This is a genomic window from Microbulbifer marinus, from assembly GCF_900107725.1.
In the GTDB taxonomy this organism is placed as follows: domain Bacteria; phylum Pseudomonadota; class Gammaproteobacteria; order Pseudomonadales; family Cellvibrionaceae; genus Microbulbifer; species Microbulbifer marinus.
In genome coordinates, this window is the sequence record NZ_FNQO01000002.1 from 572,160 (window position 1) to 597,115 (window position 24,956).

A 24,956-nucleotide genomic window follows, 5' to 3' on the forward strand; every position below is an offset into this window, starting at 1 on the left:
TAAAAAAATATAGCGCCAGTCCCCGCATCGGTGGCACGGACTAGGCGTGAGTACTTACTTCCGCGCAGATCACCCGCACGCCCAGCGCTTCCAGCTGCCGGCGAATTCCCCCGTCCAGGCCGCTGTCGGTCACCAGCGTGTTTACCTGCTCCCACGGCAGCTCCAGGTTCGGGATGCGGCGGCCGACCTTGCTCGATTCCGCCAGCACCACCACTTCCCGCGCCACTTCCGCCATCACCCGCGATAACCCGATCTGTTCGTTGAAGGTGCAGGTGCCGCGCTGCAGGTCGATACCGTCGGCGCCGATAAACGCGCGGTCGAAGTCGTAGCCGCGCAGCACCTGCTCGGCCACCTGCCCCTGAAAGGCCTCGAAATGCGGATCCCAGGTGCCGCCGGTCATCAGCAGGGTGGGCTCGTTCTCCAGTTCGCGCAGCGCGTTGGCCACATGCAGCGAATTGGTCATCACCACCAGGCCGCGCTTGCGCTCCAGCTCCGGGATCATCGCCGCCGTGGTGCGGCCGTAGTCGATCACTATGCGGTGGTGATCCGGGATCAGCGCCGCGGCGGCGCGGCCGATGGCGCGTTTGACCTCTGACGGCGCCTCCTCGACGACCAGCTCCCGCGGCACCGGTATGGCACCGCCGTGGCGGCGCAGCAGCAGTCCGTGATTCTCCATCGCGGTCAGATCCTTTCGGATCGTAACCTCTGAGGTTTCGAACTGGCGCGCCAACTGTTCCACGCTGGCTTCGCCGGCTTCATTGAGCAGGGCCAGTATCTGGTGGCGGCGTTGCTGGGTATTGCGTTTCGACATGAGCAGACAAGTTTCACTTTGAAACTTAAAGATAGCAAACCGAAACTAAATTGCCTACAGGAATTTTACGGCGGGTCAGCGGGACAGGGCCTGCAGCATCGACTTCAGGAAGCGCGCCAGTTCGCCGCCGGTCACCGCGCGGTGGTCGGCGCTGACGGACAGCGGCAGCAGTGGGCGCACGGCAGGCCTGTCATCCACCGCCACGACCCCTTGAAAGGTGCGCCCGGCGCCGACGATGGCCACGGTCGGCGGCAGCACCACCGGTGTCGCATAGCGGCCGGCCATGGCGCCGAAATTGGATAACAGTATCGTGCCGTCCTGCAGGTCCTGTTGGGCGATGCCCTGATTACGGGCCTGCTCCTTGTAGTCCTCGATCTGCTGCAGTATCTCGTCGTCGGTGCGGGCGGCGACGTCTTTCAGCACCGGCACGAACAGGCCGCGGGGGGAGTCGACTGCCAGGCCGATATTGACGCTCGCCGCCGGGCGCAACTGTTCATCCTGGTACAACGCATTCAGGTTCGGCTCGTCGGCACAGGCCTGCTGCAGCGCGCGGATCAGTCGCAGCGTGGCGGATTCCTTGCCCCACCAGGCGGAAATATCTACCTGATCGCACAGCGTCATCGGTGCGACCTGATCCCGGGCGCGGCTCATCGCCAGGGCCATGGCGCGCCGCGCCGGTGACATCTGCGCCTTTTCCGGCTCGGCTTTGTCCGCGGGCTTTGCCGCCTTGGCCGCGGGTGCCTGCTGGGCCACCGCGCGCACTTCGGCGGCGGTGAAGCGCTCGCCCCGGGGCTGCAGGCCGGTCAGGTCCACAGCCAGGCGCCGCGCCAGTGCGCGCACCGCGGGGGTGGCCAGGCGGCGCGGCGTTGTCGATGGCGCGACTTCGGCACCCAGCACGGCGCCGCTCTGCTCGATCTTGCCGACCACGGTACCGCTGTCGGCGCGCTCTACCGCAGGTGCCGGCTCGCGGCCGCCGGCCTCTTCCTCTGCTTCGGGTTCCGGCGCACCCGCTTCCTTGAAGCCGACCAGCGGCTCGCCGACATTGACCGTTTCGTCCGCGGCGGCGAACAGCTTCTCCACCGTGCCACCCCAGGGGGCGGGCACCTCTACCAGCGCCTTGGCCGTCTCCACGGTGACCAGGCTCTGGTGGGCGGCAATGTGGTCGCCCTCCTGCACGTGCCACTCGCGGACCACCGCGTCCGGCAGTCCCTCACCCAGGTCCGGCAGCTTGAAGATTTTCATCGGCGGTCCCCGGCCGGGTAGTCCAGCGTTTCCTGCACCGCGGACACTATCTGCCCGACGCCCGGCAGATAGCTGTTCTCCAGCCGGTAGTAGGGCATGACGGTGTCATAGCCGGTGACCCGCTGTACCGGTGCTTCGAGCAGGTCGAAGGCGTAGTCGTTGATCTGCGCGACGACCTCCGCACCCAGGCCGCAGAAGCGCGCCGCTTCGTGCACGACGACGCAGCGGTGGGTCTTTTCCAGCGAATCGATAATGGCGTGAATATCCAGCGGCTTCAGCGTGGCCGGATCGATGACTTCGGCCTCTATGCCTTCTTCCGCGAGCTTGTCCGCGGCCTGCAGTGTTTCCTTCAGCGATGCACCCCAGGCGATCAGGGTCACATCTGTGCCTTCTCGCAAGATGAAGCAGCGATCCAGCGGCAGCGCCTCGCCGCTGTCCGGCACCTCCTGGCGCACCGCCCGGTAGATGCGCTTGGGTTCCAGAAACACCACTGGATCGGGATCGCGGATCGCCGCCAGCAACAGGCCGTAGGCGCGCGCCGGCGACGAGGGCACCACCACGCGCAGGCCGGGAATATGCGCGAACATCGCTTCGGTACTCTCGGAATGGTGTTCCGGCGCGTGGATGCCGCCGCCGTACGGGGCGCGGTAGACGATCGGGCAGGACAGCCGCCCGCGGGTGCGGTTCCTGAAGCGTGCGGCGTGGCTGAGGATGTGATCCAGGCCCGGGTAGATAAAGCCCATAAACTGGAACTCGGCCACCGGCCGCAGCCCCATCGCCGCCATCCCCACGGCGATGCCGCCGATCATGTTCTCCGCCAGCGGCGTGTCCAGCACCCGCTTGGCGCCGAATCTTTGCTGCAGGCCGTCGGTGGCGCGGAAGACCCCACCGTTGACACCGATGTCCTGGCCGTAGACCAGCACCGTCGGGTCCGCCTGCAGTTCATGGGCCAGGGCCTGGGTGACGGCTTCGACCAGGGTGATCTCGGCCATGGTTACTGTCCCGCCAGCTGATCGTACTGCTCCAGCAGGGCCTCCGGCAGCCGCGCGTAGAGATGGTCGAACATGGCCGTATTCATGTCCGCGGGCCGCTCGGCGAAGCCCTGCAGCGCCAGCTCCAGTACTTCCGCCAGTTCGCGCTGCAGCTCTTCTTCCTGTTCGTCGCTCCACAGGCCCGCGCCGCGCAGGTAGTTGCCGAGACGTGCCAGCGGCTCACACTGCCAGGCCGCGCGCACCTCCTCCTTCGGCTGATAGCGGCCGGCGTCGTCGGCGGTGGTGTGGTCGCACAAACGGTAGCAGGTGGCCTCGATCAGCGCCGGTCCCTCGCCGTTGCGCGCGCGGGCCACCGCGTCGGCGACCGCGGCCCGCACCGCGATGACATCGTTGCCGTCCACCTGTAATCCGGGCATACCCGCGGCAATCGCTTTCTGGGCAATGGTCTTGCTGGCGGTCTGCGCCGCGCGCGGCACCGAAATGGCCCACTGGTTGTTGTTGACCACGAACACCACCGGCAGCCGCCAGACAGCGGCGAGATTCATCGCCTCGAAGAAGTCGCCGCGGGAGGTGGCGCCGTCGCCGGCGCAGGTCACCGCCACCCGCGGCGGCTCGTCGAACTGCTCCCGTTTGTATTTGAGTGCGAAGGCGACACCAGCCGCGTGCAGCAGCTGCGTGGCGATGGGAATGCACAGGGGCAGATCGTGGGGAGCGTGCTGGAAGTCCTGGCCGCGCTCGTCGCCACCCCAGATGGCGAGAATCTCCTCGATCTCCACCCCGCGCTCGAGCAGCGCGCCGGTTTCGCGGTAGTAGGGACAATACACATCGTCCTTTTCCAGCGCGCCACCGACGCCGACACCGATCGCCTCCTGGCCGAGACTGGACGGGTAGGTACCCAGCTGGCCGGTACGCTGCAGCTTGACCGCGCGATCGTCGACCAGACGCGCCAGGGCCATCTGCCGGTACAGGGCCTGCAGTGTGTCCGGGGTGGCGAAGTCCGGCAGCTCCTGGGTAGGCCGCGCCTGCTCATCGAGGTATTGCAGGCGGGCAATATCGAAGGAGGCGAGCAGGTGCATTCTTGGCTTGTGCATCGGGCAATTCCTTTGTTCCCGATGCGCAAGTGTAATGGATGGCAGCTGACCCGCCGGGCTGGAGGAGGGGATCTGCGCCGGATTTCCCCCGGGTGCAGGGGAAGTCCGCGGCGCCGTGGCGCGGTCAGCTCTTCTTGGTCGGGCGCTGCCAGCTGGAGATATTGCGCTGCTTGCCACGCGCGACCGCCAGTTCGTCGCTGCCGACCTCGCGGGTAATGGTCGAGCCGGCGCCGACGGTGGCGCCGGCACCGACGACGACCGGCGCCACCAGCGCGGTGTTGGAGCCGATAAAAGCGCCGTCGCCGATCTCGGTGGTCGACTTGTTCACGCCGTCGTAATTACAGGTGATGGTACCGGCACCGATATTCACCCCCTCACCGACGATCGCATCGCCGACATAGGATAGGTGATTGACCTTGCTGCCGCGGCCGATCACCGCCTTCTTGGTCTCGACAAAGTTGCCGATCTTAGCGCCGTCCGCCAGCCGGGTGCCGGGGCGCAGGCGGGCGAAGGGGCCGATGGTGCAGGCTTCACCGACCTCGGCGTCCTCGATGATGGAGTTGGCCTCGACGCGGGTGCCGTCCGCGAGGCGGCAGTTTTTCAGCAGGCAGTTGGGACCTATCTGTACGCCCTTGCCGAGCACCACCTCGCCGTCAAACACGCAGTTGATATCGATCGACACGTCGGTGTCGCACTCGAGGCGGCCGCGCACATCGATACGCGCCGGATCCAGCAGGGTCACGCCGGCATTCATCAGCGCCAGCGCGCGGCTGTGCTGCAGGGCGCGCTCCATCTGCGCCTGTTGGGCGCGGCTGTTCACGCCGGCCACTTCCAGCGGATCGCTGGCACGCACGCCGGTTACCGGGATCTCCTCACTGACCGAACGGGCAATCACATCGGTCAGGTAATACTCGCGCTGGGCGTTGTCGTTGGACAGCTCCGGCAGCCAGCGGGCCAGAAAGTCCGACGGCGCGGCCAGGATGCCGGTATTCACTTCGCGAATGGCGAGCGTATCGGCATCGGCGTCTTTCTCTTCGACGATCGCCAACACGCGGCCGGCGTCATCGCGCACGATACGGCCGTAGCCGGCCGGATTCGCCATCTCCACGGACAGCAGCGCCGGTCCCTTGTCGGAAGCCGACAGCAGCGATTGCAGGGTACCGCTCTTCACCAGTGGCACGTCGCCGTACAGCACCAGCACGGTAGAACCGCTGCGGAAATTCGGGATCGCCTGGGCCACCGCGTGACCGGTGCCGAGCTGCTCCGTCTGCTCGACAAACTTTACGCCGCTATCGGCAAAGCGTTCGCGCACCAGTTCGGCGCCGTGGCCGATCACGACGGTAATCTCCACCTCTCCCAGCTGTTTGGCGGCGTCGATCACCCGGCCGAGCATCGGCACGCCACCGATCGGGTGCAGCACTTTGGGCAGGTCGGAGCGCATGCGGGTGCCTTTGCCGGCGGCGAGAATGACGATATCGATGGCCATGGAATTCCTGTGAGTAACGACGTAAAGATTAGAATGGCTGCGAATTGTGGCCATTTAGCGCCGTCATCACAAGTTGCAGCGGGAAGGGCCGCCGCTTTGCGGCTAGAATGACGCTAGCGGCATCGCCGCTAGCGCAGGCAGCACAGGGAATGGGCTCAGATGGAAACGCGGGGGCTGTGGACTTCGATTGCGGGTTGCCTGGCAATGGCGGCGCTGGGTTTTTCCTTCGCCCACTGGACCCACTCCGACGCCATCTTTCTTGACGGCGTTTTCTCGCTGGTGAATTTCATCATGTCGCTGGTGATGCTGGCGGTTTCGCGGCTGATCAAACGCAGCGCCGACAGCCGTTTTCCGTTTGGCTACGCCAGTTTCGAGCCGGCATTCAACGTACTGCAGAGCATGGTGATGCTCGGCGTCATGCTGATGGCGCTGTCATCGGCCATCGCGGCCCTGTATGAGGGCGGGCGCTCGCTGCAAACCGGTATCGCCACCCTCTATGCCAGCATTGCCAGCACCGGTTGCCTGCTCGTCTACCTGCTGTTGCGGCGGATCGCCAAGGCGACTGGCTCGCCCCTGCTGCAGGTGGACGCCTTTGCCTGGCTGATGGACGCCATTCTCAGTGGTCTGGTGCTGTGTGCCTTCGCCTTTGCCTGGCAGTTCGGCGAGCTGCTGGGCGGCTGGCTGCCCTATGTGGACTCCCTGTTAATCATCGCCATGGTGGCGGTGATGCTACCGGTGCCGGTGCGGATCCTGTACCGCAACCTGATGGAAGTGCTGCTGGCGGCACCGGCGCTGCCGGTACAGCGGCAGATGCGCCGCGCCTTCCGCGACGCCATGCGCGATATCCCGGGCAAGGACTGGTCCCTCAGTATCACCAAGATTGGCCGCGCCGTTTACCTGCACGCACGCATCCTGTTACCGGAGGAGAGCCGCGATGTTTCGGTGCAGCAGGCGGACGAGTGGCGCGAACTGCTGACCGGGCGCATGGAGGAGTTTGTCGCCGAGCGGGAATTTGACGTCGTCTTCACTACCGACGCCTCCTATATCTAATCCCTAGCGCCGACTGGCGATATAACCGTATTTCAGCAATCCGACGAATACCGACCCGCCGATAGTGTTGCCAATGGTGGCAATGGCCTGGAAACGGAGCACGTCGCCGACACTGATCCCGTCGTGCGTGCCGAGCCAGGCGCTGAAAATGGCTACCGCCCCGGCGACACAGTGCGCCAGACCACCGAGCCCGATCACGAAGGTGATCGCGATAATGACGACGATGCGACCGATGGTGTCGCTGGAGGACGTGACCACCCAGCCCAGCAACCCCATCAACCAGCCGGCGAAGATGGCGCCGATAAACAGCGCAGAACTGCTGTCCGCGGTCATCTTGGCGCCGTAATAGGCGAAGGCGCTGCTGTCGATATGCTGGCTGATCTGCACAAAGTGCACGAAGATCACGCTGAAGGCGAGGGCGCCGCAGATATTGCCCAGGTAGATCACCGACCAGATACGCCCCAGATCGTACCAGCGCTGTTTTTTATCCAGCACCGGCAGAATCGCCAGCGTCGTGTGCTCGGTAAACAGATCCGTGCGGCCGATGATGACCAGCACGAAGCCGATCGGATAACTCAGGGAGATGATGAAGTGCAGCAACTGCTCTCCCACCAGTGCGTGGAAGTGGGTATAGAGCGCTGCCATCAGGAAGAAACTGAACCCTATCTCCAGTCCCGCGGCGATCGAGGACAGCAGCAACGAACTGTTGCCGCGCTCGTACTCGTGCAAACTCGCATCCATCTGCTCCTTCAGGATTTCGCGGTCGCTTTTGGGACGGTCGGATTCACTGGGCATGGTTGTCGGCCACCGTGTTAGCCCTGCGGCGATGGAAGCACGCCGTTTACCAAAGATTAGTTGCACGCACCCGCCGGCGGCGGCGAGCCGGAGCGGGCAGCGCCTGTGACCGAAACCAGCACGTAGTTCAGAATACCTGTACAACGGCTCTGTTCAGCGCAATTAGCTGCTGTTCGCCGTAACTTGTTTGCCGGCTGCGCACAAAGCCGGTAGCTTGTCGTCGGCAAAATAATCGTTGTAGCGAAAACCGCTAATCACCGGATAACCGCCCCGCTCAAAAGGCGCGGCGGAGGTATTTCCCGCATGAATAAAAGCAAACAGGCAAGTATCGTCCAGCAGCTGCTGGGCATGACCGCACTGACACTGGCGCTGCCACTCGCGTCAGTGGCGCAGGCCAACACCACGAAAGGGGCTGTGGAAGACGCCGGGGAGCAGCCGCAGCAGGCTCCCAGCTGGAACGTGAACCAGCCCCCCTACGAATTCAAACCGATCCAACTGGACACCACGGAAACCACCTGGAGCAATCTGGATATCAGCCCGGACGGCAAGACCATCCTGTTCGACATGCTCGGCGACCTCTACACAGTACCGGTCTCCGGCGGTGCGGCGCGGGCGCTGACCAACGAGATCGCCTGGAACACCCAGCCGCGCTTCAGCCCCGATGGCAAGTCCATCGTCTTTATCAGCGACCGCGACGGTGCCGACAATATCTGGGTCATGGACCGCAATGGCGACAACCTGCGCCAGCTGACCACCGAGAAGGAAAACCTGGTGCACTCGCCGAACTGGAGCCCGGACGGCCAGTACCTGGTCGCACGCAAGGGCTTTATGTCCGGCCGCAGTATCCCCGCTGGCGAGATCTGGATGTATCACTACGGCGGCGGCGAAGGGCGCCAGCTTAAGGCGCGCCTGGGCGGCGACATCGCGCAGAAGAATATCGCCGATCCGGCCTTCTCACCGGACGGGCGCTACGTCTATTACTCCATCGATACCACGGCGGGCACCGTGTGGGAGTACAACAAGAATTCCACCCAGCAGATCTTCGCCATCAACCGCTACGACCTGCAGGACGGCAAGGAAGAGACCTTCGTCTCCGGCCCCGGCGGCGCCATTGCGCCGGTGCCATCACCAGACGGTAAGCAACTGGCATTTATCCGCCGTCAGGACTTCAACACCACGCTGTTCCTGAAGGATCTGGAGACCGGCCTGGAAACACCGATCTACAGTGAGCTGGAGCGCGACCTGCAGGAGACCTTCGGCGTCCATGGAAACTATGTGCAGTACGACTGGATGCCAGACGGCAAGTCCCTGATCGTCTGGACCCGTGGCAAGTTCCAGCGTATCGCCGCAGATGGCAGCGGCGCGCAGGAGATAGCGGCACATATCAAGATAGAAAAACGGGTCGCGGACGCCGTGCGCTTCCCGGTCGATGTGGCGCCGGCGGATTTTCAGGTGAAGATGATCCGCTGGGCGCAGAAGTCCCCGGACGGCAAACAGATCGCCTTCCAGGCTCTCGGCAAGATTTACATCCAGGACGTCGCCAGCGGCGAGCGCCGCCGCCTGACGCGCCAGGACGACCATTTCGAGTTCTACCCGAGCTGGTCCCGCGACGGCAACCAGATCACCTACGTGAGCTGGGACGACGAAAAGCTCGGCCATGTGCGCGTGGTATCCGCCCGCAGCGGCCGCGGCAAAAATATCACCCGCCAGCCGGGCCTGTATGTGGAGCCGAGTTTCTCCCCGAGCGGCGATAGCGTCGCCTTCCGCCGCTTCACCGGTGGCTATCTGCTGAGTCCGGAATACTCGCTCGAGCCCGGCATCTACCTGGCCGATGCGGATGGAGACTGGCAGCGCCGTATCTTCGAATCCGGCTTCGAGCCGCACTTCGGTACCGACGACGACCGCATCTACTTTTCCGATTTCGACCCGGCCGATGGCGGCAAGCGCCTGCTGAAGAGTGTCGACAGCAACGGCAAGGACGAGCGCCAGCATCTGCACGGGGCGGAAATCACCTCCTTCCGCGTGTCGCCGGACAGCCGCTGGGTGGCCTTCACCCAGGACTTCAAGGCCTATGTGGCGCCGTTTATGCACACCGGCAAATCCGAAGTCATCGGCCCGGACAGCAAGGCGGTCGAAGTGACCCAGGTGTCCAAGCGAGCTGGTGAAAACCTGCACTGGTCTGCCGACAGCCGCACATTGGGTTGGGCGCATGGGCCAAAACTGTTCGAGCGCCAGCTCAAGGACGCCTTCAGTTTTGTCGCCGGCGCACCGGCGGAGCTGCCGGGTCCGGTAGAGCAGGGCATCGATCTGAGCTTCACCCAGGCATTCGACAACTCCGGCAAACTGGTCGCACTGACTGGCGGCACCGTGGTGACTATGCGCGATGCCGAGCAGACTCGCGAAATCATCGACAACGGCGTAGTGCTGTTTCGCGGCAATCGCATCGTCGCGGTGGGCGCTGCGGATCAGGTGCAGATTCCCGCCAGTGCCAAGCGTATCGACGTCACCGGCAAGACAGTCCTGCCGGGGCTGGTCGATGCCCACGCCCACGGCGCCCAGGGCCGCGAGGAGATCATTCCACAGCAGAACTGGAATCTGTTCTCCAGCCTGGCCTTCGGTGTCACCACCATTCACGACCCGTCCAACGACAGCAGCGAGATCTTCTCCGCCGCCGAGATGCAGAAGGCCGGCATCATCACCGGGCCGCGCATCTTTTCCACCGGCACCATCCTGTATGGCGCCAAGGGACCGGGCTACAAGGCCAAGATCAATTCGTTGGAGGACGCCGAATTCCATGTCGGCCGCCTGAAGGACATGGGCGCGATTTCCGTGAAGAGCTACAACCAGCCGCGCCGCGAGCAGCGCCAGCAGGTTCTGCAGGCCGGCCGCGAACTGGGCATCATGGTGGTGCCGGAAGGTGGCGGTAAGTACCAGCACAACATGAATATGATTGTGGATGGCCATACCGGGGTAGAGCACTCGCTGCCGATAGCCAACGTCTACGCGGATGTGGAGCAGCTGTGGGGTCAGACGAAAGTGGGCTATACGCCGACCTTTGTCGTCGCCTATGGCGGTCTCTCCGGAGAATACTATTGGTACGATCGCACCGAGGTGTGGAAGGACAAGCGCCTGACTACCTTCACCCCCGACTTTATTGTCAATCCACGCAGTATCCGCCGCCCGACCGCGCCGGATTCCCACTACAACCACATTAATGTGGCCAGGCACGCGAAGCAGCTGCGCGACAGAGGCGTGACCGTGCATATCGGCGCCCACGGCCAGCGCGAGGGACTCGGTGCTCACTGGGAAATGTGGATGATGGAGCAGGGCGGTTTCACTCCTTGGGAAGCCTTCCGTGCCGGCACCATCGATGGCGCCCGCTATCTGGGCATGGACAGCGACATCGGCAGCATCGAGCCGGGCAAGCTCGCGGACCTGATCGTTGTCGATGGTAACCCGCTGGAAAACCTGCGCCAGTCCGAGAACATCACCTATACGGTGATTAACGGCCGCGTTTTTGAGGCGGAGACGATGAATGAAGTGGACAGCGAGGAGCGCCTCGCGTTTTTCCACGAGCGCCTGCCGATCAGCGCCATGCCGGCACCCACGGCGGAGGCTATCCAGCAGAAAATGGAACGCCACCACTGGGTACATTGACGGTCAAATTGCCGGCCGATAGCGCCGGCATCCTTACCAACACAAAAGGCCGGCAGTATGAATCTGCCGGCCTTTTTTTGTTGGCACTCTTTTGCGCGCCTGGTTATGCCTCGCTGGGCTCTTTGGCCAGCGCATCGTCCTTTTCGTTGGCTCGCCCGAATGCTTCGCGTTCACTGACTCGCGCAAAGTAAGCGATGAATTCATCGCGCTTTTCAATAGTGCCGAATTGCAGACCCCAGCCAACCTGGGCTCCCACGTAAACATCCGCGGCGGTAAAGCGATTGCCGGCAATATAGGGGTTTTTCTTCACTGCAGAAGACAGGGCATCGATGGTGGTGGCGTAATTACCATATCCGGCCATACGCTCTTTTTCCGGTGCAGGATCGCTGCCGAACAGACTTTTGTTGGTTATGGCGGCCTCGACCGGGCCGGCTGTAAAGAACAGCCAGCGAAAGTAGTTCGCGCGCTCTGCATTATCGATCGGCGCTAAACCGGCTTCAGGGAAAGCCTCAGCCAGGTATGCACAGATGGCGGCGCACTCAGTGACCGCATTGCCAGCGTGCACAATAGCCGGCACCTTGCCCATGGGGTTGATCGCCAAAAATTCGGGAGATTTCATTGAGGTGCCATATTCCAGCACTTCGGTGCGATAGGGTACCGACAGCTCCTCGAGCATCCAGCGCACGATACGACCGCGGGACTGCGGGTTGGTATAAAAAACAAGATCGCTGCTCATATTCTCTCCTGCGCCGCATTTCCTTGCGGCCGTTTTCCGGGTTGTTTTTATCGGTCAGTTAACGCGAGAAAAGTGCGTTGATCCGATTACGGCAATTTACCACCGAGGAAATGAACACACAGTGACATTCGCCCAGTTGGCGCGTATTGGAAACTGTTACGGCCTGTTAGCCGACGAGATTTGGTTAGCAGCGCCTTTAACAGGCAAATCTATTCACAGAACCTAAACTCGTGACTAATTCAACTGGTGCAGGTAGGGCAATCTCACATGGCAGGGTCAAAAGGAAAGTTGAGAATAGCCGCACTGTTCGGAGCACTCCTGTTGTGTGGCGCCGTACACGCGCAGCGACAGGACAACATCGGTAAAGTGGAGTTCGAAAACTCCTGCGATAAAGCCGTCACTGTACAAATCAATCACGCGCTGGCGCTGTTACATCACATGATGTACGAGCAGGCGACCGAAGCATTTGCAGATATCGCGAAGCAGGATCCCACATGTGCGCTGGCGCCGTGGGGCATCGCCATGGCCGCTTTTCACCCACTGTGGGCGCCGCCATCCGAAGAGGAGCTGGCGCGGGGTAGCGACGCCATTCACCGCGCACAGCAATTAAAACCGGGTACGGAACGGGAGAAATCCTACATCGATGCGGCTGCCGCTTTTTACCGCGACTGGAGTCCCGCCAAGCACCGTGAAAGGCTTCATGAGTGGAGTGCGGCGCAGGCGAAAATCCATCGCCAATATCCGGACGATGTCGATGCCGGTGCTTTCTATGCCCTGTCACTACTGGCCTCTGCACCGATGGACGACAGATCCTATCGGCAGCAAAAGCAGGCCGGCGCACTGCTGAAGCAGCTGTACCGCGACAACCCCAGCCATCCAGGTGTGAATCACTATACGATCCACGCCCACGATAATCCCGCCATGGCAGCCGAGGCGCTTACCATAGCGCGCGGCTACGACAAGATAGCGCCCGAAGTGCCGCACGCGCTGCATATGCCAACCCATATTTTTGTGCGTCTCGGTCTTTGGCCCGACACCATCGACTGGAATATCCGCTCCGCAGCGGCGGCGCGGAAACAACCGGCAGGCAACGCGACCTCGCTGCATTATTTTCACGCGCTGGATTATTTGATGTACGCGTATCTGCAGCAGGGTAGGGACGCCAAGGCGGAGGCGGTACTCGAACAGGTTCTGAGCGCCAACAATCCCCAGGACGCTTTCGCCGCGGCTTTCGGTATTGCCGCGGCCCGCTCCCGCTATCCATTGGAGCGGCATGCATGGCAGGAGGCCGCAGCACTATCACCCGTTTCCCACGGCAACTTTCCGTGGCAGAAATATCCGTGGGTTCAGGCGATGGTTTATTTTGCCCGCGGTATCGGTGCGGCCAGATCCGGCGACGTGAGCGCGGCAAACACAGCGGCCGATCGACTCGACGAACTTTACCATCACACTGTTGAAGCCAAAGAGGATTACTGGGCGGCGCTGGTGGATTCTCAGCGGCAGGCGGTGCGTGCCTGGTCGCGCTTCAGTGACGGCGACAGCCAAGGTGCTATCACACTGATGCGCAAGGCGGCCGCAGAGGAAGACGGCCTGGAAAAGCATCCGGTAACCCCGGGGCCACTGTTGCCAGCGCGGGAACTGCTTGGCGATATGCTGCTGGCCGCGGAGCAGCCGGAGGGGGCGCTACAGGCTTACAAAAAAAGTCTCGAACTTTATCCGTCGCGCTTTAACGGATTATATGGCGCCGCGCTGGCCGCACAGGCAGTGGGCAGAAAAGCGGATACTGAGAAATACTATCGCCGCTTGCTGGAAATAGCCGATGCCGAGGCTAGCCAGCGGGAAGCACTGCAACAGGCCCGAAAATTTCTCTCCGATCAGTAGCCGCGCCAACCGCAGCCCGGCTTAGTGGTGCAGAATCATATCCTCTAGCCAGGGGCGCAACCGTTCCGCTTCCGCTGCGCCGGCGTCAATCGCCTCCGCCGCCCGCGCATATTCCATGCCGCCAATGCTGCCGACCTTGGGCATGATCAGCACATCCGGCGGGGAGCCTGCCAGGCGGGTGCGCTTCAGGCGCCGCTCGAGTATATCCATCGCGGAGGACATGGTATCGAGCATACCCGGCGCGTGCTGATCTCGCTTTGTCAGACGCACACTCAACTGGGCAAGATGCGCTTTGCCTTGCTCTACCAGATTGTTAAACGACAGGGCTTCACGCGTTGCGTCCGCGTTCACCAGCTCATTCACAAGTTCCGGTTCCACTTCCGGCGGTGGGGTCGCTTCACTGACGACTTTTTTCACCATGCCCTGCTGGCGGTCTTGCAGCGGCACACCATCTTCCGTCACATCTACTGCAATCACCCGGGTGGCGCCCATGGCCCGACAGACGTCCACCGGTACAGGATTCACCACCGCACCATCCACCAGCCAGCGATTGGACAGCCGCTTTGGCGACAGCAGCCCGGGGATGGCACACGACGCACTCACTGCATCGCGCAGATTGCCACGCTGCAACCATATCTCCTGGCCACTGTGCAGGTCCGTGGCCACCGCCGTAAAAGGAATTGGCAGGTCCTCAATGCACTCGTATTCGACTTTATCGAAAAATGCATTGAACGGCTTCCGGCCGCCGAGCACACCGCCACTCAGCGTCCAGTTGATATCCAGCAACGAAAACACCTGCCAGTTATCCAGGCGACGAACCCATTCCTCGAGCTCCGCCAGGTTACCCGCGGCATAGGCCGCACCGACGAAGGCCCCCATCGAAGTGCCAGCAATCACATGGGGGCGTATGCCCATCTGATCCAGCAGCTTGAGGACACCGATATGGGAGAAACCCTTGGCGGCACCACTGCCGAGCGCGATACCGATGCGAGGTGCTGGATTGGAATTCACGTGCTGTCTTTCCTGTTTACATTAATGCTCGAGAGAAGCGACGAGTTACATTCGAGGCCAGATACTAGTGTCAGTTCCCGCCGGCGCAAGAACCGCCTGCGATCCCACCGCCATACTCGCCCGGCGAGGACGAAGGTGATTAAGGCCGGGACCTACAATGAAAAACTGAAAATGGGGGCACAAAAAAAGCAGCCGAAGCTGCTTTTTTCGATCGCCTGTAAACAGGCTCTTACGGAGACGTAAGAACTGATTACTTACCGGCCGCCTTGCGGATTGCCTGCAGGGTGCGCAGGCGCGCCTCGGCTTCGGCCAGCTGGGCGGAGATGCGCGCATAGTCGATTTCGGAGGGCGCCTTGTGCAGAGCGTGGGCCGCTTCCTCGCGGGCCTTCTGCGCTGCCTCTTCGTCGATTTCGCGCTCGGCCACATCCGCGAGGATGGTCACCATATTCGGCTGCACCTCGGCATAACCGCCGCTGACGAACAGCACTTCCTCTTCACCACCTTTCTTGATGATGCGCACCGGACCGGGTTTCAGAGCGGTGAGTAGCTGCGCGTGACCGTAGGAGATACCAAGCTCCCCTTCGATGCCGCTCACTATCACCATCTCCACCAGTCCGGAGAAGAGAGACTGCTCGGCGCTGACAACGTCACAATGTACTGTCATGGCCATATTGTCTGCCTCTGTCGCTTAGCCCTTCGCCTTGTTGGCTTTTTCCACCGCTTCGTCGATGGTGCCTACCATGTAGAAGGCCTGCTCAGGCATGTGGTCGTAATCGCCGTTCAGGATACCCTGGAAACCACGGATGGTGTCTTTCAGGGACACGTATTTGCCCGGCGCACCGGTAAATACTTCCGCCACGTGGAACGGCTGGGACAGGAAGCGTTCGATCTTACGCGCACGCGCCACGATCTGCTTGTCTTCCTCGGAAAGTTCGTCCATACCCAGGATAGCAATAATGTCCTTCAGCTCCTTGTAGCGCTGCAGAACAGACTGCACACCGCGCGCAGTTTCGTAGTGCTCCTGACCGATCACCAGCGGATCCAGCTGGCGGGAAGTAGAGTCGAGCGGGTCCACAGCCGGGTAGATACCCTTGGCGGCGATGTCGCGGCTCAGTACTACAGTGGAGTCCAGGTGCGCGAAGGTAGTGGCCGGAGACGGGTCGGTAAGGTCGTCCGCCGGTACGTATACGGCCTGGATAGAAGTAATGGAGCCGGTCTTGGTGGAGGTAATACGCTCCTGCAACACGCCCATCTCTTCCGCCAGAGTCGGCTGGTACCCTACCGCAGACGGCATACGGCCGAGCAGGGCGGATACTTCGGTACCGGCCAGGGTGTAACGGTAGATGTTGTCGACGAACAGCAGTACGTCACGGCCTTCATCACGGAACTTCTCGGCCATGGTCAGGCCAGTCAGGGCTACACGCAGACGGTTGCCGGGCGGCTCGTTCATCTGGCCGTAGACCATCGCTACCTTGGATTTGCCGAAGTCTTCGACGTTTACAACGCCGGCTTCCTGCATCTCGTGGTAGAAGTCGTTACCTTCACGGGTACGCTCACCAACACCAGCGAACACGGACAGACCGGAGTGTTCGGTGGCGATGTTGTTGATCAGTTCCATCATGTTTACGGTTTTACCTACACCGGCACCACCGAACAGACCAACCTTACCACCCTTGGCGAACGGACATACCAGGTCGATTACCTTGATGCCGGTTTCCAGCAGTTCGGTGGAGCTGGACTGCTCTTCGTAGGTCGGTGCGGCGCGGTGAATGGAGGCGCGCTCTTTCTCGCCGATCGGACCACATTCGTCGATCGGGTTGCCGAGCACGTCCATGATGCGGCCCAGGGTCTCGTGGCCAACCGGCACGGAAACCGGTGCGCCGGTGTTGGTTACCGCCAGACCGCGGCGAACACCTTCGGATGAACCCATGGCAATGGCGCGTACTACGCCGTCACCCAGCTGCTGCTGCACTTCCATGGTGAGGTTCTTCTCCTCACACACGAGTGCGTCGTAAACATTCGGTACGGAATCGCGTGGGAATTCCACGTCGATCACCGCGCCGATCACTTGCACAATTTGCCCGTTACTCATTTCCGGATCCTCAACTTTCAATTCTGTTCTCAGCCGCCTTAAACCGCTGCGGCGCCGCCCACAATCTCGGACAGCTCCTGGGTAATGGCCGCCTGGCGCGCCTTGTTGTACACAAGCTGCAATGCGTCGATCAGCTCACCGGCGTTATCGGTGGCGCTCTTCATTGCAATCATGCGCGCGGCCTGTTCACAGGCCTTGTTTTCAACCACAGCCTGGTACACCTGGGACTCGATGTAGCGAGCCAGCAGTCCGTCCAGCAGCTCGACTGCGTCCGGCTCGTAGAGGTAGTCCCACTCGTGCTTGAGCATGTCGTCGTCGTCTTTCGGCAGCGGCAGCAATTGCTCGACCCGCGGCTTCTGCGACATGGTGTTGATGAACTCGTTGGATACCAGGAACAGGCGATCGATATCACCCTCCGCGAAGCGGTCCATCATCACTTTCACCGAACCGATCAGCTGGTTCGTCGTGGGGTGGTCACCCACATCGCGCAACGCGGCCACAACCTTGCCGCCGATGGCGTTGAAGAAACCGGCCGCCTTGTTGCCCACCGCGCAGATCTCGACGTCGGCGCCTTTCTCGGACCAGGCCTGCATTTCGCGAATGGCCGCCTTGAACATGTTGATGTTCAAACCGCCACAGAGGCCGCGATCGGTGGATACCAGAATGAACCCGACCCGCTTGACCTCGCGCTCCTGCAGGTAGATATGCTGGTACTCGGCCGAGGCGTGTGCGACGTGGCCGATCACCGCGCGTATGCGCTGGGCGTAAGGACGTCCCAGTGCCATGCGATCCTGAGCCTTGCGCATCTTACTCGCCGCGACCATTTCCATCGCGGAGGTAATTTTCTGCGTGCTCTTGATGCTGGCAATTTTTGTGCGTACTTCTTTTCCGCCTGCCATAGTGATTTACCTTTTTGCTCGATTCTTCCTTATATCCCGCCCACTCCCGGAGGGAGAGGGCGGGTAGCGGAATTACCAGCTACCGGTGGCGACGAACTTCTCGATGGCGGCCTTGAAGCCGGCGTCGATTTCGTCGTTGTAGTCGCCGGTGCTGTTCACTTTTTCCATCAGCTCTGCGTGTTCGCTGTTCATGTAAGCGAGCAGGGCGGATTCGAAGTCGAGCACCTTGGCAACTTCCACGTCTTTCAGGTAACCCTTGTCGGCGGCGTAAACGGAAACAGCCATTTCCGCGATTGACATCGGGGAGTACTGCTTCTGCTTCATCAGCTCGGTGACGCGCTCACCGTGATCCAGCTGGGCCTTGGTGGCCTCGTCCAGATCGGAGGCAAACTGGGAGAATGCCGCCAGTTCGCGGTACTGGGCCAGTGCGGTACGGATACCACCGGACAGTTTCTTGATCACCTTGGTCTGCGCCGCACCACCAACGCGGGATACAGAGATACCCGGGTTAATTGCAGGACGGATACCGGCGTTGAACAGATCGGTCTCGAGGAAGATCTGGCCGTCGGTAATGGAGATCACGTTGGTCGGTACGAACGCGGAAACGTCACCGGCCTGGGTCTCGATGATCGGCAGGGCGGTCAGGGAGCCGGTCTTGCCTTTCACTTCGCCATTGGTGAACTTCTCTACGTAGTCGGCGTTAACACGCGCGGCGCGCTCCAGCAGACGGGAGTGCAGGTAGAAAACGTCACCCGGGTAGGCTTCACGGCCCGGCGGGCGCTTCAGCAGCAGGGAGATCTGACGGTAGGCCCAAGCCTGCTTGGTCAGGTCATCGTAAATGATCAGGGCGTCTTCACCGCGATCGCGGAAGTACTCGCCCATGGTGCAGCCGACATACGGAGCCAGGAACTGCATCGCGGCCGGGTCGGCAGCGCCGGCGGCAACCACGATGGTGTGATCCATCGCACCGTGCTCTTCCAGCTTGCGCACCACGTTGGCAATAGAGGACTGCTTCTGGCCAACGGCAACGTAGATACACTTAATGCCAGTGCCTTTCTGGTTGATGATCGCATCGATCGCAACGGCGGTTTTACCGATCTGGCGGTCGCCGATGATCAGCTCGCGCTGGCCGCGACCGATCGGGATCATGGTATCAACCGCCTTCAGACCGGTCTGTACCGGCTGATCAACAGACTGACGGGCGATAACGCCGGGCGCTACCTTCTCTACCGCGTCGGTCAGCTTGTGGTTCAGCGGGCCTTTGCCGTCGATCGGGTTGCCCAGTGCGTCTACCACGCGGCCCAGCAGTTCCGGACCCACCGGGGTCTCCAGAATGCGGCCGGTACAGCGGCACTTCTGGCCTTCGGCCAGGGATTTGTAGTCGCCCAGGATTACGGCACCAACGGAGTCGCGCTCCAGGTTCAGCGCCATACCGTAGATACCGCCCTCGAACTCGATCATCTCGCCGTACATCACATCGGCCAGGCCGTGGATGCGGATGATACCGTCGGAAACGGAAACGATAGTGCCCTCGTTCTGGGCCTGGGTGCTCACATCGAGACTTTCGATGCGGCTCTTGATAATTTCACTGATCTCGGAGGGATTCAGTTGCTGCATGCTCTGTTCCTCGAATTCCCGACCATGCCTCACGGCCTGTCGGGAAGGTAAATTAGGAGTTCATCGCCTCGGCGAGTTTGGCCAGTCGGCCGCGCACAGTGCCGTCGATTACTGTGTCACCCGCGCGGATAATCGCGCCGCCCAGCAGACCTTCGTCCACCGAGCTGTGCAGGTGCACTTCCCGTTCAAACTTCTTGCTGAGCGCCTGGGTGATCTGCTGCGTCTGGGCATCGCTCAGAGCGCGTGCGGACACGACTTCCACGTCCAGGGTGGCTTCCGCCTTCGCCTTCAGCTCTTCAAACAGCGCGGAAATTTCCGGCAACAGCGGCAGGCGGTTGTTTTCCGCCAGCAGCCGGATGAAGTTCTTGCCGGAATCGCTGAGATCGTCTGAACAGATCGACAGGAATTTACCTGCGCGCTCTTCGCTGGTGAGCTGTGGATTTTCCAGCAGCTCACGCACTTTTTCGCTCTGGCTGACCGCCGCCGCAGTGGCCAGCGCAGCGCTCCAACCGGCGAGGTCGGAGGCTTGCTGCGCGTAGCTGAATGCCGCTTTGGCGTAGGGCCGGGCCAGTGTGCTGAGTTCCGCCATGGGGTTCCTCGCTTACAGCTCGGCTGCCAGTTTTTCGATCAGGTCGTCGTGCGCCTTGGCGTCGATATTGACCGAGAGAATCTTCTCCGCACCAGCAACAGACAGCTCGGCAACACGTGCCCGCAGCTGCTCTTTGGCGCGGTTAACTTCCTGTTCGATCTCAGCCTTGGCTGCCGCCTTCAGGCGGTCGCCTTCAGCCAGCGCGGCCTGCTTGGCTTCATCGATAATCTGATTGGCGCGCTTGTTGGCACCATCGATAATCTCTGCAGCCTGCTCTTTGGCTTCCTTCAGCTGCTCGGCAGCCTTGCGCTGAGCCAGTTCCAGATCCTTGCCAGCACGCTCGGCCTCTGCGAGACCGGTCGCGATTTTCTGCTCGCGCTCTTTCATCACGCCCAGCAGCGGCGGCCAGACAAACTTCCAGCAAAACCAGACGAAAAACAGGAAAGTAATCGACTGGCCGATTAGAGTCAGGTTGATATTCACACCGACACCTCTTGCTCTTTAAATAGGGTTAAGGGCAATTGGAACGATGGAATTAACCAGCCAGACCAGGAGCTACCGCGAAGATCAGGTACATGGCGATACCAACACCGATCATCGGAACGGCGTCCAGCAGGCCCGCCATCAGGAACATTTTGCCCTGCAGAGCCGGAGCCTGTTCCGGCTGACGCGCAGAACCTTCCAGCAGCTTGCCACCCAGGGTGCCGAAACCGATAGCGGTACCCAGTGCACCCAGACCGATCAGCAGTGCGCTTGCGATGTAAACCAGACCTAATGCTTCCATTGTGTTCTCCAAAGTAAAGGTAAAGAGTTGTTGTAAAGGTTAAGTAAAGGGTTAACTGTCAAAAACTTATTGATCGTGCTCGTGTTCTTCGTCGCGATGGTGTGCCATCGCCATGTAAACGGTGGTCAACACCATGAACACGAACGCCTGCAGGGTGATTACCAGTACGTGGAAAATCGCCCAGCCCATATGCATCAGACCGGCGCCGATAAAGCCCAGCACGCCGACACCGAATACGATCGCGATCAGAATAAAGATCATCTCACCGGCGTAGAGGTTACCGAACAGACGCAGGCCGAGGGAGATCGGTTTGGCAATCAGTGATACCGCTTCCAGCAGGAAGTTGAACGGGATCAGCAGAATATCGAAGTACCACTTGCCGGTGTGGAACGGGTGCAGCGTCAGCTCCTTGATGAAGCCAACCAGCCCCTTCTCCCTGACGCTGAAGAAAATCATCAGCGCGAATACAGCCAGGGCCATGCCCAGGGTGGCATTCGGGTCGGTGGTGGGCACGACCTTGAAGAACAGGTGATCGTTACCCGAGGCCTTGGCCGCGACCATCGGCAGCCAGTCCACCGGAATCAGGTCCATCAGGTTCATCAGGAACACCCACACGAAGATGGTCAGCGCCATCGGCGCGACCATGCTGTTGCGGTGCGGAAAGGTTTCCTTGACCAGCTTGTCGATAAAGTCGGTCACCAGCTCGACGAAGCTCTGGAAGCCGCCGGGCACGCCCGGGGTGGCCTTCTTGGCCGCGCTCGCAAACAGGAAACAGAACAGCAGGCCCAGGCCGATGGACCAGCCGAGCGTATCCAGGTGGAGGGCCCAGAAGCCCATGTCCGCAGCCTCTTGCGAGGAGTGCGCCAGAGTCCAGGTCGGTTCACTGAGTACAGTGCCATCTGCACGGGTATAGCCGGCCGGCAGTTTGCCGTAGGCCATGTTCTGCAGGTGGTGTTGGATATACCCCGTTGCGGTTTGAGCTTCGCCTGCCATAGTTCCTCAACAATCGTAAAATATGAATTCTTTCCTGCGCCGGTCAGCGGACCAGACGCGCTACCAACACCCACTGCACGATCACACAGAGGCCGTAGCTGATAAACAGAGCCGCGGCATTCAGCGGCCTGACCGCGGCGAACACCGCCGCGAACCCCACCAGGGTCATCACAAATTTGCCGGTTTCCGCGCGGTAGAAGTTCCCTACCACCCGGTGTGCCGCGCGCGCTCCACTGTCGCGAAAGGCGCGCAGGCCAAAATATGCATTCGGCAGTGCGCACAGGGCACCGCCAATAAATACGGACAGGGCAGTCACCGGATTGCCATTCAGGTGCAATACTGCACCCGCCACCGATACCAGCAACAGCTGTACCGCGGCAATCACTAACACTGGGGGTTTTGTCATAGGCGGGATAAGCCGGCCCAGTTTGTTCGAGTTCAGGGACTCAGGTTTTAGTGCGCTGTCCGCCCAATTTTTGGGCGAGCGAATTATAGGAGCAACCGCATCGCGGGTTCAACCGGCAAATGTCGCCAAGTTGTTTAAATTTCGATGGTTTTTACCCACCATTTGTCGACGGAGTAACTACAAATAGTCAACGGAGTGAGTGTTCGCCAACAAAGGAATCGCGCGCCATTTTGGCGCACGATTTTCCAGGAGGGATCAGTCCTCACTGTAGCCGAGGTGGGCGAGGATGCCGTCCAGTTCATCCAGGCTGCTGTACTTGAGCACCAGGCGGCCGACGCCCTTGTCGTTGTGATCGATGGCCACCGGCACACCGATCTTCTCGGCGAGGCGCTCGCTCAGGCGGCGGATATTCGGATCCTCTTTCGGTTTGGCCGGGGCGGGATTTTGCGCCTGCTGCTGCAGGCGGCGGACCAGCGCTTCGGTCTGGCGCACGGTGAGACCACGGTCGACCACCTGGCGGGCCGCGGCGCGCTGGGTTTCGCCGGCGAGGCCGAGCAGGGCCTTGGCGTGGCCCAGCTCCAGGTCGCCGCGCTCGAGGAAGGTGCGTACCTCTTCCGTCAGGCTCAACAGGCGCAACAGGTTGGTGACCGCGGTGCGGGACTTGCCCACCGCATCGGCGACTTCCTGCTGGGTCAGCTGGAATTCGTCCTGCAGTCGCTTCAGCGCCGCGGCCTCCTCGATCGGGTTCAGGTCTTCGCGCTGGATGTTCTCGATCAGCGCCATGGCGATGGCAGCTTCGTCCGACACCTGGCGTACCAGTGCCGGTACCCGATCGAGTTCCGCCAGCTGTGCCGCGCGCCAGCGGCGCTCGCCAGCAATGATTTCGTATTTGCTGTCGCCCACCGGACGCACCACGATCGGCTGCATGATCCCCTGGGCGCGAATGGAGTCGGCGAGCTCCTGCAGCGACTCCTGCGGGAAGTCCCGGCGCGGCTGGTAACGGCCGCGCTGCAGGAATTCGATCGGCAGTTCGCGCAATTCTCCGTCGGCGACCGCCGCCGCATTGTCGCCGGTGGCGACCGCGATGGCTTCGCTGGCATTTTCACTGATCAGGTGCGACAGGCCCCGGCCCAGCCCCTTGCGTTTGGCGGCCATAACTTAGTACCTCTGGTTAAACCGCTTCCGCCACAGGGCGGCTTTGATTGGGAGACTGATTGGCGGCGTGGCGGCGGGTCATTTCGCCGGCCAGCGCCAGGTAGGCGATGGCGCCCTTGGAGTGGCGATCGTAGTCGAGCGCCGGCTTGCCGAAACTCGGCGCCTCGGCCAGGCGTACGTTGCGCGGAATGCAGGTGCGGTAGAGACGCTCACCGAAGTATTCCGACAGCTGTTCGGACACATCACTGGTGAGGCTGTTGCGCGGGTCATACATGGTGCGCAGGATGCCCTCAATCTTCAGTTCCGGGTTGGCGGCGCGCTGAATCTGGGTAATGGTATCGATCAGCGCGGACAGGCCCTCGAGGGCGTAGTACTCGCACTGCATCGGGATCAACACCCCGTGCGCGGCGCACAGGGCGTTGACCGTGAGCATGTTCAGGGACGGCGGGCAGTCGATCACGATGTAGTCGTAGCTGCCGGCGACGTCGCGCAGGGCGCGACGCAGGCGGGACTCGCGCCCGTCCATGTCCAACAGCTCCACCTCGGCGGCGGAAAGGTCGCCGTTGGCCGGCATCAGGTCGTAACCACTCTCGGTAGAGACTATCGCCTTGCGGGCGGGCAGCTCGGAAGCCAGCACGTCGTAGCTGGAAAGCTGCAGTTCGCTCTTGTCAACGCCGCTGCCCATGGTGGCATTGCCCTGCGGATCGAGATCGATCAGCAGCACGCGGCGCTTGTTGGCGACCAGGGATGCGGCCAGATTCACACAGGTGGTGGTCTTGCCCACACCACCTTTCTGGTTGGCCACAGCAAATATCTTGCTCAAGGTTCTTATCCTTTGTTCTCCCGAAAAGCGCTCTCCCCGATGCTTTTCGAGTTTCGCCGCGGAAAGCCGGCATCGATTGGCACTCTTGTCCTTGAAAAGGGAGTGCGCAGGTCTTGCAAAATTAAGCGTCTAGATTTGCGGGATTTACGCCAGGCTGCCGCGCTTTTCATCGCGGGCGAGTACGATAAGGTGGCGATCCGCGTCGCAACCCGGTACCGACAGGGGGTGCACCCGTTCGACCTTAATCCCTTTTGGAAGTGCGCTCAACTCATCTTCCGGTAACTTGCCCTTCATAGCGTAAAACTTACCACCGGGCGCTAGCAAGTGCTCACTTCCATTCACCATGTCGACAATGGAAGCGAAGGCTCTGGAGACCACGCAGGCGAACTTCTGCGCCGGCTGGAATTCCTCCACCCGCTCGTTGACCACCTGCACATTGGGCAGCGGCAGGGTGCTCGCCACCTGAAACAGGAAACGGGTCTTCTTGCCGTTGCTGTCCAGCAGGGTCACCGGCCTGTCCGGGTGCACAATCGCCAGCGGGATGCCGGGCAGGCCGCCGCCGCTGCCGACGTCGATGATCGCTCCCTCGCCACACAGGTTCACGACGCTTAGACTGTCGATGATGTGCCGCTCGAGCATCTGCTGCGGGTCGCGAATCGCCGACAGGTTGTAGGCGGCGTTCCAGCGTGCGAACAGCGCCAGGTACTCCAGCAGCTTGTCCTGCTGTTCGGGGCTCAGCGCCACCGACATCTGCGCGGCCGCGTCACACAGGCGCGGGCGGAATTCTTCCATCTGCGAAGTAATTGTCAGATCTCCCCAATCAGACCCCGTGGGGCGGCAAAATCA

Annotated in this window: 23 protein-coding genes; 3 read left to right on the forward strand and 20 right to left on the reverse strand. The window is 61.5% G+C overall.

Going from position 1 to position 24,956, the window contains the following annotated elements; all coding sequences use genetic code 11:
- Positions 1 to 40 precede the first annotated feature (40 nt).
- From BLW36_RS10455 to glmU, 5 genes are all read right to left on the reverse strand, one after another.
- Entirely contained in the window at positions 41 to 811 is a 771-nt protein-coding gene (locus BLW36_RS10455) for a DeoR/GlpR family DNA-binding transcription regulator (protein WP_091387994.1), read from the reverse strand.
- 75 nt (positions 812 to 886) lie between these two features.
- Positions 887 to 2,053, reverse strand: coding sequence for a dihydrolipoamide acetyltransferase family protein (locus BLW36_RS10460; protein WP_091387996.1), 1,167 nt, complete (start codon positions 2,051 to 2,053; stop codon positions 887 to 889).
- Positions 2,050 to 3,045, reverse strand: coding sequence for an alpha-ketoacid dehydrogenase subunit beta (locus BLW36_RS10465; RefSeq protein WP_091387999.1), 996 nt, complete (start codon positions 3,043 to 3,045; stop codon positions 2,050 to 2,052). The genes BLW36_RS10460 and BLW36_RS10465 overlap by 4 nt, the downstream gene beginning before the upstream one ends.
- 2 nt (positions 3,046 to 3,047) lie before the next feature.
- Positions 3,048 to 4,136, reverse strand: a complete 1,089-nt coding sequence (pdhA, locus tag BLW36_RS10470; protein WP_170833185.1) for a pyruvate dehydrogenase (acetyl-transferring) E1 component subunit alpha — start codon at positions 4,134 to 4,136, stop codon at positions 3,048 to 3,050.
- A 124-nt stretch (positions 4,137 to 4,260) separates the two neighbouring features.
- Positions 4,261 to 5,622 (reverse strand): bifunctional UDP-N-acetylglucosamine diphosphorylase/glucosamine-1-phosphate N-acetyltransferase GlmU, encoded by a 1,362-nt coding sequence (gene glmU, locus BLW36_RS10475; RefSeq protein WP_091388003.1) that lies wholly within the window; start codon positions 5,620 to 5,622, stop codon positions 4,261 to 4,263.
- Between the two features lie 159 nt (positions 5,623 to 5,781).
- Between glmU and BLW36_RS10480 the strand changes: the two genes are divergently transcribed.
- Positions 5,782 to 6,672 carry a cation diffusion facilitator family transporter gene (locus BLW36_RS10480; protein WP_091388005.1) on the forward strand — a complete coding sequence of 297 codons (891 nt, stop codon included), beginning with the start codon at positions 5,782 to 5,784 and terminating at the stop codon, positions 6,670 to 6,672.
- A 3-nt stretch (positions 6,673 to 6,675) separates the two neighbouring features.
- Here the strand turns inward: BLW36_RS10480 and BLW36_RS10485 are convergent, their stop codons facing one another.
- Positions 6,676 to 7,467 carry a formate/nitrite transporter family protein gene (locus BLW36_RS10485; protein WP_091388008.1) on the reverse strand — a complete coding sequence of 264 codons (792 nt, stop codon included), beginning with the start codon at positions 7,465 to 7,467 and terminating at the stop codon, positions 6,676 to 6,678.
- A gap of 303 nt (positions 7,468 to 7,770) precedes the next feature.
- On the opposite strand from BLW36_RS10485, the gene BLW36_RS10490 reads away from it, so the two are divergent.
- Positions 7,771 to 11,124: an amidohydrolase family protein gene (locus BLW36_RS10490; protein ID WP_091388010.1), complete on the forward strand. Its 3,354-nt coding sequence runs from the start codon at positions 7,771 to 7,773 to the stop codon at positions 11,122 to 11,124.
- Between the two features lie 103 nt (positions 11,125 to 11,227).
- On the opposite strand, the gene BLW36_RS10495 is transcribed toward BLW36_RS10490, so the two are convergent.
- On the reverse strand, positions 11,228 to 11,860 hold the full coding sequence (locus tag BLW36_RS10495) for a glutathione S-transferase family protein (RefSeq protein ID WP_091388012.1): 633 nt from the start codon (positions 11,858 to 11,860) through the stop codon (positions 11,228 to 11,230).
- 288 nt (positions 11,861 to 12,148) lie between these two features.
- Between BLW36_RS10495 and BLW36_RS10500 the strand changes: the two genes are divergently transcribed.
- Positions 12,149 to 13,741, forward strand: a complete 1,593-nt coding sequence (locus tag BLW36_RS10500) for a tetratricopeptide repeat protein (protein WP_139304860.1) — start codon at positions 12,149 to 12,151, stop codon at positions 13,739 to 13,741.
- A gap of 21 nt (positions 13,742 to 13,762) precedes the next feature.
- Here BLW36_RS10500 and BLW36_RS10505 read toward each other — a convergent pair whose 3' ends face one another.
- From BLW36_RS10505 to rsmG, 13 genes are all read right to left on the reverse strand, one after another.
- Positions 13,763 to 14,752, reverse strand: a complete 990-nt coding sequence (locus BLW36_RS10505) for a patatin-like phospholipase family protein (protein ID WP_211567183.1) — start codon at positions 14,750 to 14,752, stop codon at positions 13,763 to 13,765.
- 250 nt (positions 14,753 to 15,002) lie between these two features.
- Positions 15,003 to 15,422 carry a F0F1 ATP synthase subunit epsilon gene (locus BLW36_RS10515; RefSeq protein WP_091388018.1) on the reverse strand — a complete coding sequence of 140 codons (420 nt, stop codon included), beginning with the start codon at positions 15,420 to 15,422 and terminating at the stop codon, positions 15,003 to 15,005.
- A gap of 18 nt (positions 15,423 to 15,440) precedes the next feature.
- Positions 15,441 to 16,844 (reverse strand): F0F1 ATP synthase subunit beta, encoded by a 1,404-nt coding sequence (gene atpD / locus BLW36_RS10520; protein ID WP_091388668.1) that lies wholly within the window; start codon positions 16,842 to 16,844, stop codon positions 15,441 to 15,443.
- A gap of 38 nt (positions 16,845 to 16,882) precedes the next feature.
- Entirely contained in the window at positions 16,883 to 17,743 is an 861-nt protein-coding gene (gene atpG, locus BLW36_RS10525; protein WP_091388020.1) for a F0F1 ATP synthase subunit gamma, read from the reverse strand.
- Between the two features lie 72 nt (positions 17,744 to 17,815).
- On the reverse strand, positions 17,816 to 19,360 hold the full coding sequence (gene atpA / locus BLW36_RS10530) for a F0F1 ATP synthase subunit alpha (RefSeq protein ID WP_091388022.1): 1,545 nt from the start codon (positions 19,358 to 19,360) through the stop codon (positions 17,816 to 17,818).
- Positions 19,361 to 19,412: 52 nt separating this feature from the next.
- Positions 19,413 to 19,949 carry a F0F1 ATP synthase subunit delta gene (locus BLW36_RS10535; RefSeq protein WP_091388024.1) on the reverse strand — a complete coding sequence of 179 codons (537 nt, stop codon included), beginning with the start codon at positions 19,947 to 19,949 and terminating at the stop codon, positions 19,413 to 19,415.
- 12 nt (positions 19,950 to 19,961) lie between these two features.
- Positions 19,962 to 20,432, reverse strand: coding sequence for a F0F1 ATP synthase subunit B (locus BLW36_RS10540; protein WP_091388026.1), 471 nt, complete (start codon positions 20,430 to 20,432; stop codon positions 19,962 to 19,964).
- 52 nt (positions 20,433 to 20,484) lie between these two features.
- A complete protein-coding gene (gene atpE / locus BLW36_RS10545; protein ID WP_067084854.1) occupies positions 20,485 to 20,733 on the reverse strand; it encodes a F0F1 ATP synthase subunit C in 249 nt (82 codons plus the stop codon).
- A 66-nt stretch (positions 20,734 to 20,799) separates the two neighbouring features.
- Positions 20,800 to 21,726, reverse strand: a complete 927-nt coding sequence (gene atpB, locus BLW36_RS10550) for a F0F1 ATP synthase subunit A (protein ID WP_091388028.1) — start codon at positions 21,724 to 21,726, stop codon at positions 20,800 to 20,802.
- 43 nt (positions 21,727 to 21,769) lie between these two features.
- Positions 21,770 to 22,132 (reverse strand): ATP synthase subunit I, encoded by a 363-nt coding sequence (locus BLW36_RS10555; RefSeq protein ID WP_091388030.1) that lies wholly within the window; start codon positions 22,130 to 22,132, stop codon positions 21,770 to 21,772.
- Between the two features lie 255 nt (positions 22,133 to 22,387).
- The gene (locus BLW36_RS10560; protein WP_091388032.1) at positions 22,388 to 23,287 is read right to left on the reverse strand and encodes a ParB/RepB/Spo0J family partition protein; all 900 of its coding nucleotides are present in this window, start codon (positions 23,285 to 23,287) and stop codon (positions 22,388 to 22,390) included.
- 16 nt (positions 23,288 to 23,303) lie between these two features.
- Entirely contained in the window at positions 23,304 to 24,110 is an 807-nt protein-coding gene (locus BLW36_RS10565) for a ParA family protein (RefSeq protein WP_091388034.1), read from the reverse strand.
- Between the two features lie 144 nt (positions 24,111 to 24,254).
- A complete protein-coding gene (gene rsmG, locus BLW36_RS10570) occupies positions 24,255 to 24,902 on the reverse strand; it encodes a 16S rRNA (guanine(527)-N(7))-methyltransferase RsmG (RefSeq protein WP_091388036.1) in 648 nt (215 codons plus the stop codon).
- Between the last annotated feature and the right edge of the window lie 54 nt (positions 24,903 to 24,956).

Bases quoted from the DNA above. Each gene is read 5' to 3' on its own strand.
- BLW36_RS10455 (WP_091387994.1), bottom strand. From the start codon at position 811: ATGTCGAAACGCAATACCCAGCAACGCCGCCACCAGATACTGGCCCTG.
- BLW36_RS10460 (WP_091387996.1), bottom strand. From the start codon at position 2,053: ATGAAAATCTTCAAGCTGCCGGACCTGGGTGAGGGACTGCCGGACGCG.
- BLW36_RS10465 (WP_091387999.1), bottom strand. From the start codon at position 3,045: ATGGCCGAGATCACCCTGGTCGAAGCCGTCACCCAGGCCCTGGCCCAT.
- pdhA (WP_170833185.1), bottom strand. From the start codon at position 4,136: ATGCACAAGCCAAGAATGCACCTGCTCGCCTCCTTCGATATTGCCCGC.
- glmU (WP_091388003.1), bottom strand. From the start codon at position 5,622: ATGGCCATCGATATCGTCATTCTCGCCGCCGGCAAAGGCACCCGCATG.
- BLW36_RS10480 (WP_091388005.1), top strand. From the start codon at position 5,782: ATGGAAACGCGGGGGCTGTGGACTTCGATTGCGGGTTGCCTGGCAATG.
- BLW36_RS10485 (WP_091388008.1), bottom strand. From the start codon at position 7,467: ATGCCCAGTGAATCCGACCGTCCCAAAAGCGACCGCGAAATCCTGAAG.
- BLW36_RS10490 (WP_091388010.1), top strand. From the start codon at position 7,771: ATGAATAAAAGCAAACAGGCAAGTATCGTCCAGCAGCTGCTGGGCATG.
- BLW36_RS10495 (WP_091388012.1), bottom strand. From the start codon at position 11,860: ATGAGCAGCGATCTTGTTTTTTATACCAACCCGCAGTCCCGCGGTCGT.
- BLW36_RS10515 (WP_091388018.1), bottom strand. From the start codon at position 15,422: ATGGCCATGACAGTACATTGTGACGTTGTCAGCGCCGAGCAGTCTCTC.
- atpD (WP_091388668.1), bottom strand. From the start codon at position 16,844: ATGAGTAACGGGCAAATTGTGCAAGTGATCGGCGCGGTGATCGACGTG.
- atpG (WP_091388020.1), bottom strand. From the start codon at position 17,743: ATGGCAGGCGGAAAAGAAGTACGCACAAAAATTGCCAGCATCAAGAGC.
- atpA (WP_091388022.1), bottom strand. From the start codon at position 19,360: ATGCAGCAACTGAATCCCTCCGAGATCAGTGAAATTATCAAGAGCCGC.
- BLW36_RS10535 (WP_091388024.1), bottom strand. From the start codon at position 19,949: ATGGCGGAACTCAGCACACTGGCCCGGCCCTACGCCAAAGCGGCATTC.
- atpE (WP_067084854.1), bottom strand. From the start codon at position 20,733: ATGGAAGCATTAGGTCTGGTTTACATCGCAAGCGCACTGCTGATCGGT.
- atpB (WP_091388028.1), bottom strand. From the start codon at position 21,726: ATGGCAGGCGAAGCTCAAACCGCAACGGGGTATATCCAACACCACCTG.
- BLW36_RS10555 (WP_091388030.1), bottom strand. From the start codon at position 22,132: ATGACAAAACCCCCAGTGTTAGTGATTGCCGCGGTACAGCTGTTGCTG.
- BLW36_RS10560 (WP_091388032.1), bottom strand. From the start codon at position 23,287: ATGGCCGCCAAACGCAAGGGGCTGGGCCGGGGCCTGTCGCACCTGATC.
- rsmG (WP_091388036.1), bottom strand. From the start codon at position 24,902: ATGGAAGAATTCCGCCCGCGCCTGTGTGACGCGGCCGCGCAGATGTCG.